The sequence below is a fragment of the Pseudomonas sp. GW822-FHT06D10 genome, from assembly GCF_058799535.1.
In genome coordinates this window covers 429,722-442,618 of the sequence record NZ_JBXALN010000005.1, presented here as the reverse complement: position 1 = coordinate 442,618, position 12,897 = coordinate 429,722, and the positions used below count along the sequence as shown (strand labels likewise).

Genomic DNA, 12,897 nt, shown 5'->3' with positions numbered 1-12,897 from the left:
AAACGGCGCCGGAATTCGCACCTGGGGAATCCGCCACTGTCGCCAAAAGCTTTTTGACAGTGGCGTATTTCAACAGGTTAGAATCGCTGGCACGCAGACTGCATGGTCAGCCTGCGCCCGCCTTTTTCGCCCTGGAGTACTGCCTTTGAATGCGACGACCATCAACAGCCTGTTCTTGATCGGCGCGTTGCTGGTAGGTGCGAGCATTCTGGTGAGTTCACTTTCATCGCGCCTGGGCATCCCGATCCTGGTGATCATCCTGGCCGTGGGCATGACCGCCGGGGTGGACGGCGGCGGCATCATCTTCGACAACTACCCGACCGCCTACCTGGTGGGCAACCTGGCCCTGGCCGTGATCCTGCTGGACGGCGGCCTGCGTACCCGGGTCGCGAGTTTCCGCGTGGCCCTGTGGCCGGCGCTGTCCCTGGCCACGGTGGGGGTGCTGATCACCACTGGCCTGACCGGCATGGCAGCCGCCTGGCTGTTCGACCTCAACCTGATCCAGGGCCTGCTGATCGGCGCCATCGTCGGCTCCACCGACGCCGCCGCGGTGTTCTCGCTGCTGGGGGGCAAGGGCCTCAACGAGCGGGTCACCGCCAGCCTGGAGATCGAATCCGGCAGCAACGACCCGATGGCGGTGTTCCTCACCGTGACCCTGATCGACATGCTCGCCAGCGGCCACACCGGCCTGCACTGGAGCCTGCTGACGGACCTGATCCGCGAGTTCGGCATCGGCGCGGTGATCGGCCTGGGCGGTGGTTGGCTGATGTTGCAACTGGTCAACCGCATCCACCTGGCCACCGGTCTGTACCCGATCCTGGTGGTGGCCGGCGGCCTGGTGGTGTTCGCCCTGACCAACGCCCTGCACGGCAGCGGCTTCCTCGCCGTGTACCTGTGCGGCCTGGTGATCGGCAACCGCCCGGTACGCAGCCGCCACGGCATCCTGCACATGCTCGACGGCATGGCCTGGCTGGCACAGATCGGCATGTTCCTGGTGCTGGGGCTGCTGGTCACCCCCCACGACCTGCTGCCCATCGCCCTGCCGGCCCTGGGCCTGGCACTGTGGATGATCCTGTTCGCCCGACCGCTGTCGGTGCTGGTGGGCCTGGCGCCGTTCAAGGCCTTCCATGGCCGGGAAAAGGCCTTCATTTCCTGGGTCGGGCTGCGCGGTGCGGTACCGATCATTCTCGCGGTGTTCCCGCTGATGGCCGGGCTGCCCAATGCCCAGCTGTACTTCAACCTGGCGTTCTTCATCGTCCTGATCTCGCTGCTGGTGCAGGGCACCAGCCTGCCGTGGGTGGCCAAGTGGCTGAAGGTGACGGTTCCACCGGAGCCGGCACCGATCTCCCGGGCGGCCCTGGAAGTCCACGTCACCAGCGAGTGGGAGCTGTTCGTCTACCGCCTGGGGGCGGAGAAATGGTGCATCGGCGCCGCCCTGCGGGAGCTGAAAATGCCCGAGGGCACGCGCATCGCCGCACTGTTTCGTGGCCAGCAACTGCTCCATCCGTCGGGTAGTACGGTGCTCGAAGCCGACGATCTGCTGTGCGTGATCGGCCATGAACACAACCTCCCGGCCTTGGGCAAACTCTTCAGCCAGGCTCCGGAACGCGGCCTGGACCTGCGCTTCTTCGGTGACTTCGTGCTCGAGGGCGATGCCCAGCTGGGCGCGGTCTCGGCGCTCTACGGGCTCAAGCTCGACGGCCAGGACGCAGACATGCCGCTGGGCGCCTTCATCGCCCAGAAGGTCGGTGGTGCACCGGTGGTCGGCGACCAGGTGGAATGGAACAACACCATCTGGACCGTGGCCGTGATGGACGGGAACAAGATCGGCAAGGTCGGCGTCAGATTCCCCGAAGGAAGTCGCCCCGGCCCCGGACTCTTCCTCTAAACTGCGGAACGCGTCAGCCCCCGGCATGGCGCCCCCTATTCCTACTTGCTTGACCGACCTCTATGCCTATCCTGCGTAAATTTTTCGCTGTTGCCCTGCTGGGCCTGAGCCTCTCTGTCGGCGCGGTACAGGGCGGTGACCCGCCCAGCGCCGAGGCGGTCCAGCAGAGCCTGGACAAGATCGCCGAGCGCAAACTGCCGGAGGCCGACCAGAAGGCCCTGCAGACCCTGCTGCAGAACACCCTGAACCAGCTGGCCAACAAGCAGAACTATGAGCAGCGCCTGAGCGATCTCAAGCAGCAATTGAGCAATGCCCCGCGCCAGACATCGGAAAACCAGCGCGAACTGGCCCGCCTGAAAGCCAGCAAAGTGGTCCCGGTGATCCAGCGCTACGGCTCATTGCCGGTATCGCAGCTCGAACAGCTGCTGACCGAGCGCACCAGCCTGCAGGGCGACCTGCAAAAGGCCCTGGCCGACGCCAATACCCTGGACATTACCGCCCAGACCCGCCCCGAGCGCGCCCAGGCGGAGATCAGCAGCAGCCAGACGCGCATCCTGCAGATCAACGCCGCACTCAAATCCGGCAAGGACGGCGGCAAGCTGCTCAGCGCCGACCAGCGCAACCTGCTCAACGCCGAGCTGGCAGCGATCAACGCGCTGATCCCCCTGCGCCGCCAGGAACTGGCCGGCAACAGCCAATTGCAGGATCTGGGCAGTAGCCAGCATGACCTGCTGATGGAAAAGACCGCGCGCCTGGAGCAGGAAATCCAGGACCTGCAGACCCTGATCAACCAGAAGCGCCTGGCCCAGTCCCAGGAAACCGTGACCCAGCAGTCCATCGAGGCGCAGAAGGCCGGGAGCAGCAGCCTGCTGGCCACCGAGAGCGCCAGCAACCTCAGGCTCTCCGACTACCTGCTCAAAAGCACCGACCGCCTCAACGAACTGACCCAGCAGAACCTGCTGACCAAGCAGCAGCTGGACAGCGTGACCCAGAGCGATGCGGCCCTGGACGAGCAGATCAACGTGCTCAAGGGCAGCCTGCTGCTGTCGAAGATCCTCTATAAACAGAAGCAGGCCCTGCCGCGCCTGAAACTGGACCGCGACCTGGCGGACGAAATCGCCGACATCCGCCTCTATCAGTTCGAAGTCAATCAACAGCGCGAGCTGCTGGGCAGCCCCAGCACCTACGTCGACAACCTGCTCAAGAACCAACCCCCGGAACAGGTCACGCCACAACTGCGCCGGACCCTGATCGATCTCGCCATCACCCGCGCCGACCTGCTGGAGCGCCTGAACCGCGAGCTGAGCGCGCTGCTCAATGAATCCATCACCCTGCAGTTGAACCAGAAGCAACTGCTCAGCACTTCCCAGAGCCTGCGAGCGACCCTCGACGAGCAGATGTTCTGGATCCCCAGCAACAAGCCGCTGGACGCCGAGTGGCTGCAAAGCGTCCCCGTGCGCCTGGAGCGCCAGGTCACTACCCTGCCCTGGGCCTCCAGCCTCAGCGAACTGACTGACGGCCTGGCCCAGCGGCCACTGCTGTTCCTGCCCCTGGCGCTGCTGTTCGGCGCCCTGCTGTGGCGGCGCAAGGCCCTGTATGCGCGCCTGAACAAGGTGCACAAGGACATCGGTCATTTCAAACGCGACAGCCAGTGGCACACACCGCTGGCGATCCTGGTGAACATCCTCCTGGCGATGCCGGTGACCCTGGTCCTGGCCCTGTGCGGCTACGCCCTGCAGATCGACGCCCGTGGGCAGAACGCCAACCTCGGCGCCGCGCTGCTGCAGATCGCCCAGGCCTGGCTGGTGTTCTATACCGCCTATCGGATCCTCGCCCCCGGCGGCGTGGCGGAACTGCATTTCCGCTGGGAAAAACCCCAGGTGGAATTCCTCCAGGGCTGGGTCCGCCGCCTGGGGCTGGTGGTCCTGGCACTGGTGGCCGTGGTGGCGGTGGCCGAGCACCAACCCGCGGCCCTGGCCGAGGACGTGCTGGGCATCGCCGTGGTGCTGACCTGCTATGCACTGATGGCCTGGCTGCTGAGCCGCCTGCTGCTGAGCAGCCCGACCCACCAGAACACCTCGCTGTTCCGCAAGGCCGTGGGCGTGCTCTTCACCCTGCTGCCGATCGCCCTGTTCATCGCCGTGTGCTTCGGCTACTACTACACCGCCCTGAAACTCAGCGACCGGCTGATCAACACCCTGTACCTGCTGATGTTCTGGCTGGTGATCGAGGCCACCTTCGTCCGCGGCCTGAGCGTGGCGGCCCGGCGCCTGGCCTACCAGCGCGCGCTGAGCAAGCGCCAGGCCGCCAAGGAAGCCGGGGAAAGCGGCGAGGCGGTGGTGGAAGAGCCGACCCTGGATATCGAGAAGGTCAACGAGCAATCCCTGCGCCTGATCCGCCTGGCCCTGCTGGGCGGCTTCATGGCGGCGCTGTACTGGGTATGGGCGGACCTGATCACGGTGTTCTCCTACCTGGACAATGTCACCCTCTACGAATACACCAGCGGCACCGGCGCCAACATGAGCATGGTGCCCATCAGCATCGGCGACGTCATCGGCGCGCTGATCATCGTCGGCATCACCTTCGCCCTCGCGCGCAACCTGCCTGGCCTGCTGGAGGTACTGGTGCTGTCCAAGCTGGACCTGGCCCAGGGCAGCGCCTATGCCACCACCACCCTGCTGTCCTACGCCATCGCCGGGATAGGTTTCGTCGCCACCCTGTCGACCCTGGGGGTCAGCTGGGACAAGCTGCAATGGCTGGTGGCCGCCTTGTCCGTGGGCCTGGGCTTCGGCATGCAGGCGATCTTCGCCAACTTCATCTCCGGCATCATCATCCTGTTCGAGCGCCCGGTACGGATCGGCGACACCATCACCATCGGCAACCTGTCGGGCACCGTGAGCAAGATCCGCATCCGCGCCACCACCATCACCGACTTCGACCGCAAGGACATCATCGTCCCCAACCAGACCTTCATCACCGGGCAGTTGATCAACTGGTCGCTGACCGACACCATCACCCGGGTGACCCTCAAGCTCGGTGTCGACTACGGTTCGGACCTGGACCTGGTCAAGGAACTGCTGCTCAAGGCTGCCCGGGAGAACCCGCGGGTACTCAAGGAGCCGGAACCCCATGTGTACTTCCTGAACTTCGGTGAAAGCACCCTGGACCATGAGCTGCGCATGCACGTGCGCGAGCTGGGGGACCGCAACCCGGTGGTCGACGAGGTCAACCGCTTCATCAACCGCGAGTTCAAGAAACAGCACATCAACATCTCGTTCCGGCAGATGGAGGTCTACCTGAAGAACCTCCACGGCCAGGAATACAAGATGGTGCCCATCGAACCCGAGGCCAAGACCATAGTCCCGGTGGCCGAGGGCAAGCCGCTGCAGGAACCGCCGGCCAGCAAACTCGACTAAGGCCTCTTTCCCCAGCAGAATACTCGGACATTCTGCTGGGAGATGGCCGTTGAAAGCCCTCGACGAACTGATCTTCGACAACCGCTTCGCCCGCCTGGGCGACGCCTTCTCGACCCACGTACTGCCCGAACCCCTCGACAACCCGCGGCTGGTGGCCGCCAGCCCTGGCGCCATGGCGCTGCTGGACCTGGACCCGGCCGTGGCCGAAACCCCGGTGTTCGCCGAACTGTTCGGCGGGCACAAGCTGTGGGCCGAGGCCGAGCCCCGGGCGATGGTCTATTCCGGGCATCAGTTCGGCTCCTACAACCCGCAATTGGGGGACGGCCGTGGGCTGCTGCTGGGCGAGGTCTACAACCAGGCGGGAGAACACTGGGACCTGCACCTGAAGGGCGCCGGCCAGACGCCCTATTCGCGCATGGGCGATGGCCGCGCGGTGCTGCGCTCGTCGATCCGCGAATTCCTTGCCTCCGAGGCCCTGCATGCCCTGGGCATTCCCAGCAGCCGCGCACTGTGCGTGATCGGCTCGGACACTCCGGTCTGGCGCGAGAAGCAGGAGCGCGGGGCCATGGTCCTGCGCCTGGCGCCGAGCCATATCCGCTTCGGCCATTTCGAGTATTTCTACTACACCAAGAAACCCGAGCAGCAGAAGCAGTTGGGGGAGCATGTGCTGGCCCTGCATTTCCCCGAGTGCCAAGAGCTGCCTGAACCCTACCTGGCGATGTTCCGCGAGATCGTCGAGCGCAATGCCGAGCTGATTGCCAAATGGCAGGCCTACGGTTTCTGCCACGGGGTGATGAACACCGACAACATGTCGATCCTGGGCATCACCTTCGACTTCGGCCCCTTCGCCTTCCTCGACGATTTCGACGCCCACTTCATCTGCAACCACTCGGACGATCAGGGGCGCTACTCCTTCAGCAACCAGGTACCCATCGGCCAGTGGAACCTCAGCGCCCTGGCCCAGGCCCTGACGCCGTTCATCAGTGTCGAGGCGCTGCGCGAAAGCCTGGGCCTGTTCCTGCCGCTGTACCAGGCCCACTACCTGGACCTGATGCGCCGGCGCCTGGGCTTCACCCAGGCCGAGGACGACGACCAGCAGCTGGTGGAACGCCTGCTGCAACTGATGCAGAACAGCGGCGTCGACTACAGCCTGTTCTTCCGCCGGCTGGGGGAGCACGCCCCGGAGCAGGCGCTGGCACGGCTGCGGGACGACTTCGTCGACCGCAACGGCTTCGACGCCTGGGCCGAGCTGTACCGGGAACGGGTCGCCCGCGATCCGATCCAGGGCCAGGACCTGCGCCGCGAGCGCATGCACGCGGTCAACCCGCTGTACATCCTGCGCAACTATTTGGCGCAGAAAGCCATCGACGCCGCAGAAGCCGGGGACTACAGCGAAGTGCGCCGCCTGCATCAGGTGCTGAGCCGGCCTTTCGAGGAACAGCCCGGCATGGACAGCTACGCCGAACGCCCGCCGGAGTGGGGCAAGCACCTGGAAATCAGCTGTTCGTCCTGAGTCGGGCGAAGCTGTCCATCGATACCTTCAAGCCCTAGGCCAACCTGCGGACCTGCCGCAGGTTGAGCAGGCGCTTGCCGTCCAGCACTGGCTCAACCTGGGATTGCGCATGGACCCGCCACTGACGGACAGGGATAATGCGCGCCCTGATTTCCAGTACCTGCAAGGATGCACATGAGCCTGTTCTTCACCCTGGCCACCCTCGCCCTGACCGTCTTCAGCCTGGTGTCGGTTGTCATCTACCTGAGCCGCCGCGCCAAGTACCGCATGAACCTGCAGGACCTGCACCTGCACGGTAAGGCGCACCGCAGCATTACCCAGGCCGAACTGGACGAGCTGGCCAAACAGACCGCCAGCCTGCAACGCATCCAGGGCAGCGGCGGCATGTCCTACAAGCCGATCAGCGACAGCGTCTATCTGATTAGCGGCGGCACCGCGAGCGACGGGCTGGAACTGCAGGTCCAGTCGGTGAAACATATGTCGATCGCCGGTATTCCCGTGGAATTTCCCTTCCCGATGGAAAGCTTCCTGGCCGACAACAACCAGGCCGAAGTGGTGATCGCCAAGAAGTTCGCCGTGGTTATCGGCCTCAACGGGCATCGCCTGGCCCAATGACGCACTGGCGGCCTGGCTGCCACCTTCACCGCTCGCCCATGCCCCGAGCCCTGCCACCATCGCTGCCCTGCAAGAGTCCGCCATGAAACGTCGCTACCTGCTGCTGTTGCCCCTCCTGCTGTCGCTGGCCGGGTGCAAGGAAGACTTCGCCACCCTGCACTTCCAGGAGTCGGTGCGCTCCGACCCCAAGGCCGGCCCGCAATACTCCGACCAGTTGGTGCACGAGGCGTACAAACACAGCATTTACACCGCGCTCGGCGCCCAGGGCCTGGACCCGGATGCCATCGCCCTGGAGCGGGACAAGGAGGACGACAAGGTCATTCACCTGCGCCTGGTGGACTACTCCCTGAGCCCGGAACAACGGGGCAGCCTCAAGGCCATCCTCGAACAGGTCGTCAGCGCGCGAAATGCCAGCTCGATGAACCTGCGCCTGGAGCTGGACAACGCCCATGCCAAGGTCACCCCTTCCGGCACCAGCGACCTGCCGGACAACATCGACGCCACCCTGGCGTTCGAGCCGGAGTTCGGCATGCTGCTGGACCGCAGCTATGAAGACAGCATGCAGGCCATCGTCAACGCGAGCGAAATCGAAGGCCCGGTCAGTTGCAAGATCACCGCGCGCCTGGCCATGCCCAGGCCCTTGAAACTGATCGCCTACGAAGCCCTTGAGCAGGACAACAGCGAGCGCGGCCTGATCTCCTTGCTGACCCGCGGCGGCAGCATTGCCAAGGTGCCACTCAAGGTGCATTTCGATGACCCGGACCTGAACCGGCTCCTGCAGCACAAAACCGTCCAGGCCTGGCCATCCAGCTCGAAGATCACCCGGCCCGCCCCGGTGCCCCTTGACGAATTCGCCATCGTCATCGGCTCCATCGGCGTCCAGACCCTGACCTCGGCCCTGGCCTTCGACACCCGCAAGGACGAGCTGCAAGCGCTGTGCGACCAGAAGATGCAGACCCTGGGCCGGCCGTTCACCTTTCACATGGGCCGGACCCTGGATCGCCTGACCAGCGTCGACTACCGCTAACAGCCACTATGCGACGAGGATTTCCATTGAACCGACGTCTCTCCACTGCCGCCCTGTTGCTGATGCTGCTGACCGGCTGCAAGCAGACCTACCTCACCCTGCATTTCCAGGAAGAAGTGGGCAACCCCCAGCAGGCCCGGATAGTGCCGTACTTCGCAGAGGCCATCACTCAGATGGCCGCCGGGATCGGCATCGAACCCGACGCCATCGGCCTGGAAATGGACCGCAAGGACGACAAGACCCTGCATATCAGCCTGGACAGCAGCGTGCCCGAACCCCAGCGCCAGCGCCTGCAAGCGCTGTTCAGCGAAATTGTCGAGGCACGCGCAGCCGGCACCTTCGAAGCCGTTCTGGAGATCGCCCCGCAAACCGGGAGATACACCACCCCCGAGTACCGCAAAAGGGCCATGGCCTTGCCGCGACGCTTCTCCCTGGCGCTGGAGCCGGTGAAATACGCCGACGTGCTGTTTCATTACTCGATGGAGGAGTTGATCAGCGGCAAGCTCGCGGCCACCGGAACGCCCAACGAGGCGTTCTGCCAATACCAGGCCACCCTCCAGGCGCCGGGCATGCCGTTCAGCCAGATGGGCAGCAAGGCCGGTAGCGGCACAGGGGATTACAACCTGTATCTGGAGTGGAAAGACGGCAAGCGCGAACCGGCGCAATACTTGTTCGGCAACATCACTTTCGCCAACCCCACGCTCAACCAGATGCTGTTCGACAACCGCATCCAGCTGTCCGCGATCAAGACCTCCTGGGGCACGCGAGCGGACCGCCGGGCCGACCGCCTCGGCTTCAGCGTCGGCTCCCTGGGCCTGCAGTACCACGAGGACGGGGAGATTTCCCCGTTGCAACACATCGGCTTCATGGGCAGGTGCGAGGGCATGGCCATGGCGCTGGGGCGGCCCTTTACCTTCTACATCGGCCGCTCCATGGACCGCCTGGTCAGCGTCGAACTGGCCCCGCCCAGCGCATGAGCCCTGGAGCCGCAACGGCTCCAAGCCAACCGCTGCGACTTGATATTGCCCCCGGGCGCCGCCATCTAAGGCGCTCTACCCTGTTTGCGGAGCCCGACCATGTCCGACCCACTGCTGATCCCCTGCCCGCACTGCAACGGCCTCAACCGCATTCCCGCCGAGCGCCTGGGGGACCACCCCAAGTGCGGGCGCTGCAAGGCCGAGGTCTTGCTGAGCAAACCCTTTGACTTGAAACAGGGCGACTACGCCAGCCAGATCAAGGGCGACCTGCCGTTGCTGGTGGATGTGTGGGCAGACTGGTGCGGGCCGTGCAAATCCTTTGCACCGACCTTCCAGCAAGCCGCCGCACAGCTCAGTGGCAAGTGCCGCCTGGCCAAGCTGGACAGCGAGGCCAACCCGCAGTTGTCGGCGCAATTGGGCATCCGTTCGATTCCCAGCCTGATCCTGTTCAAGAACGGCCGGGAAGTAGCCCGGCAAAGCGGTGCCTTGCCACTACCGCAATTGTTGAGCTGGCTGCGCAGCCAGGGGATTTGACGCAGCGCCAAGAGCCGCAGGCCAAACCCTGTGCTCATGGCCTCTTGAGGGTCAGGCGTTTTCCAGCAGGCTGTGCAGGTCGACGAATTGCTGGGTCAGCTTGTGTCGTGGGTCCAGGTGGATCAGCGGCATGCTGGCCTGGTGGGATTCACGCATGCGCACCGAGCTGCCCAGGTACACCGGCAGCACTGGCAGGCCCTCGCTGATCAGTTCGTCGAGCATCTGCTGCGGCAGGCTGGCCCGGGCCTGGAACTGGTTGACCACAATGCCTTCGACCTCCAGCCCCTCGTTGTGGTCCTCCTTCAGCTCTTCGATCTCCGCCAGCAGGCCGTACAGGGCCTGGCGAGAAAAACTGTCACAATCGAAGGGGATCAGCACACGATCAGCCGCGATCAGCGCCGATACCGCGTAGAAATTCAGGGCAGGCGGGGTATCGAGGTAGATCCGGTCGTAATCCTCGGCCAGCTCATCCAGCAATTTGCGCAGCTTGTTGATCTTGTGCTTGGCCTCAAGCTTGGGCTGCAGGTCCGCCAGCTCGGCGGTGGCCGTGATCACGTGCAGGTTGTCGAAGGGGGTCTCGTAGATATCCACCTGGTTTTTCTTGGCGAAGGGGCCGGACGACAGGGTCTGCTTGAAAAAATCGGCAATGCCCATGGGAATGTCCTCGCCGGTCAGGCCGGTGAGGTACTGGGTCGAGTTGGCCTGGGCATCCAGGTCCACCAGCAAGGTGCGATAGCCCTCGCTGGCGCTGACCGCCGCCAGATTGCAGGCAATACTGGATTTGCCCACGCCACCTTTCTGATTGAACACCACACGCCGCATGTCTAGACCTCCCTGTATCAAAGATCACCGAGTGTAGTAGGCCACGCGGCCCCTTAGCTACCTTGCTGCCACACAGATTTTCCTTGCCCGCAGCCCTGGCACAAACACCGGGCAATGTCGGCCCCGAGATCGACCTGGGACTGAAAGACTTCAGATAGTGGCAAAAAGACACCTCGCATCGCGTCGGATTTTTCGCTTTTGCGACCAACAGACCAAGGAGCATTTGCTACAAGCCAGTCGCACCGGGATAATGCGCGCCACTGACGCATTCGCGTCACTCAGGCCAATCGCCGTTCGAAGCGATATGCCGCGTCAAGGAAGCCCGCAGGGGCGGGATGAAATCAAGTGATCAAGTTCAACATCGCTCAATGGCGTGCGTGGGCCCCTGGGCTCGAAAGCGTGGACGCCTGGCAGGCCTGGAGCCGTCAACCGGCCCTGCCTGAAAACAGCGATGCCGCCCCCGATGTATCCTTTCTCCCCGCCATGCAGCGGCGCCGTCTCAGCCGACTGGCGCGCATGGCATTCAGCGTCGGCTGGCCCCTGGCCGAGGGCCTGGAACAACTGCCGCTGGTGTTCATCTCCCGGCATGGCGAAACCCCGCGCACCTTCGAGATTCTCAGCGACCTGGCCGCCGAGCAGCCGTTGTCGCCCACCCAGTTCAGCCTCTCGGTACACAATGCAGTGATCGGCCTGTGGTCGATCATGCGCGGCGAAACCAGCGAAATGACGGCCCTGGCCGCTGCCGGCGATGGCCTTGAGCATGGCCTGCTGGAGGCGGCCACGCTGCTGGCCGACGGCGCCCCCCATGTACTGCTGGTGATCACCGAGGAACAACCGCCCGAGGCCTATGCCAGCTGGATCGACGACGTGCCGTTCCCCTATACCCTGGGCCTGCTGCTGACCCCCGGCGACGACTGGCAGTTGTCCCTGGGCAGCCATGACGGTCAAACGCCCAGGGCCCAATGGCCCCACGCCCTGAATCTGCTGCGTACCCTGCTGGGCGCGCAGACCTTTTGCCAACATGCCTGGATGAATCGTGTATGGACCTGGCAACGCAACCACTGAGCGCCAAGGGCCGCAATGCCTACTACTGGCGCCTGACGGCCACGGCGCTGAGCTTTGCACTGTTCGGAATAGGTGGTTTGTGCCTGCGCCTGGTGATTTTCCCCCTGCTCGCCTGCCTGCCCGGCGACGCCCAGCGCCAGCGCCAGCGGGCGCGCAAGACCGTCAGCCGGCTGTTCTGGCTGTTTATCCGCTTCATGGCCAGGAGCGGCGTGCTCACCTATGAGGTCCAGGGCGCCGAGCGGCTCGGGCGACCGGGGCAGATGATCATCGCCAACCACCCCTCGCTGATCGACGTGGTGTTCCTCATCGGCCTGGTCCGCGACGCCAACTGCGTGGTGAAGCAGAGCCTGTGGAACAACCCCTTCACCCGCGGCCCGGTGCGCGCCACCCAGTACATCAGCAACGACGGCAGCATGGACATGCTCGACAGTGCCTGCGGGGCGCTGCAGGCAGGCCAGACCCTGATCGTCTTTCCCGAGGGCACCCGCACCCAGCCGGGTGCCGCTCCAGCCTTTCATCGGGGAGCGGCGGCCATTGCCCTGCGCGGTGCGAAGATCATCACCCCGGTGGTGATCCGGGTCAGCCCCAGCACACTGACCAAGGCCGAGCCCTGGTACCGCATCCCGCAACGCCGTGTGCACTTCAGTTTTCACGTCGGTGCCGATATAGACCCACAGACCTTTGCAGCCCAGGGCCCGGCGCCCCAGGCTTCGCGCAAGCTCAATGAGCACTTGCACCATTTTTTCATTAAGGAGCTCGCCAGAGATGAGCGATACACACCCGGACCTGATGCTTGAAATCAAACTGCTGATCATCGACGCACTGGGCCTCGAAGACATCAGTGCCCAGGACATCGGCAACGACCAGACGCTGTTCGGCGAAGGCCTCGGCCTGGACTCGGTGGATGCCCTGGAGCTGGGCCTGGCGATCCAGAAGAAGTACGGCATCAAGATCGACGCCGACGCCAAGGACACCCGCAACCACTTCAGCAACGTGGCGAGCCTTGCGGCGTTCGTCACTGCAAAACAGGCAGCTTGAGA

Annotated in this window: 11 protein-coding genes; 10 read left to right on the top strand and 1 reads right to left on the bottom strand. The window is 64.3% G+C overall.

Annotated features, from left to right (window positions below; genetic code table 11):
- Positions 1-145 precede the first annotated feature (145 nt).
- The 7 genes from AC1RL5_RS19315 to trxC all read left to right on the top strand — a co-directional run bounded on the left by AC1RL5_RS19315 (position 146) and on the right by trxC (position 9,970).
- Positions 146-1,888 carry a potassium/proton antiporter gene (locus tag AC1RL5_RS19315; RefSeq protein WP_011058861.1) on the top strand — a complete coding sequence of 581 codons (1,743 nt, stop codon included), beginning with the start codon at positions 146-148 and terminating at the stop codon, positions 1,886-1,888.
- 62 nt (positions 1,889-1,950) lie between these two features.
- Positions 1,951-5,304, top strand: coding sequence for a mechanosensitive channel MscK (gene mscK, locus AC1RL5_RS19310; protein WP_011058860.1), 3,354 nt, complete (start codon positions 1,951-1,953; stop codon positions 5,302-5,304).
- Positions 5,305-5,353: 49 nt separating this feature from the next.
- Positions 5,354-6,817 carry a protein adenylyltransferase SelO gene (gene selO, locus AC1RL5_RS19305; protein ID WP_492589526.1) on the top strand — a complete coding sequence of 488 codons (1,464 nt, stop codon included), beginning with the start codon at positions 5,354-5,356 and terminating at the stop codon, positions 6,815-6,817.
- A gap of 174 nt (positions 6,818-6,991) precedes the next feature.
- On the top strand, positions 6,992-7,432 hold the full coding sequence (locus tag AC1RL5_RS19300; RefSeq protein ID WP_492589525.1) for an IgaA/UmoB family intracellular growth attenuator: 441 nt from the start codon (positions 6,992-6,994) through the stop codon (positions 7,430-7,432).
- Between the two features lie 82 nt (positions 7,433-7,514).
- Entirely contained in the window at positions 7,515-8,459 is a 945-nt protein-coding gene (locus AC1RL5_RS19295) for a hypothetical protein (RefSeq protein ID WP_072452068.1), read from the top strand.
- A gap of 26 nt (positions 8,460-8,485) precedes the next feature.
- Positions 8,486-9,436 carry a hypothetical protein gene (locus AC1RL5_RS19290; protein ID WP_239690691.1) on the top strand — a complete coding sequence of 317 codons (951 nt, stop codon included), beginning with the start codon at positions 8,486-8,488 and terminating at the stop codon, positions 9,434-9,436.
- Positions 9,437-9,535: 99 nt separating this feature from the next.
- The gene (trxC, locus tag AC1RL5_RS19285) at positions 9,536-9,970 is read left to right on the top strand and encodes a thioredoxin TrxC (protein WP_072452070.1); all 435 of its coding nucleotides are present in this window, start codon (positions 9,536-9,538) and stop codon (positions 9,968-9,970) included.
- Between the two features lie 51 nt (positions 9,971-10,021).
- Here trxC and AC1RL5_RS19280 read toward each other — a convergent pair whose 3' ends face one another.
- Positions 10,022-10,792: a ParA family protein gene (locus tag AC1RL5_RS19280; RefSeq protein WP_072452071.1), complete on the bottom strand. Its 771-nt coding sequence runs from the start codon at positions 10,790-10,792 to the stop codon at positions 10,022-10,024.
- A 345-nt stretch (positions 10,793-11,137) separates the two neighbouring features.
- Here AC1RL5_RS19280 and AC1RL5_RS19275 point away from each other — a divergent pair, with 345 nt between their 5' ends.
- The 3 genes from AC1RL5_RS19275 to AC1RL5_RS19265 are packed head-to-tail and all read left to right on the top strand — an operon-like array spanning position 11,138 to position 12,895.
- Positions 11,138-11,857: a beta-ketoacyl synthase chain length factor gene (locus AC1RL5_RS19275; RefSeq protein ID WP_401023852.1), complete on the top strand. Its 720-nt coding sequence runs from the start codon at positions 11,138-11,140 to the stop codon at positions 11,855-11,857.
- Complete coding sequence (locus AC1RL5_RS19270) at positions 11,833-12,654, top strand: lysophospholipid acyltransferase family protein (protein WP_011058852.1); 822 nt, start codon at positions 11,833-11,835, stop codon at positions 12,652-12,654. The genes AC1RL5_RS19275 and AC1RL5_RS19270 overlap by 25 nt, the downstream gene beginning before the upstream one ends.
- A complete protein-coding gene (locus AC1RL5_RS19265) occupies positions 12,623-12,895 on the top strand; it encodes a phosphopantetheine-binding protein (RefSeq protein ID WP_011058851.1) in 273 nt (90 codons plus the stop codon). The genes AC1RL5_RS19270 and AC1RL5_RS19265 overlap by 32 nt, the downstream gene beginning before the upstream one ends.
- The last annotated feature ends 2 nt before the right edge of the window (positions 12,896-12,897 follow it).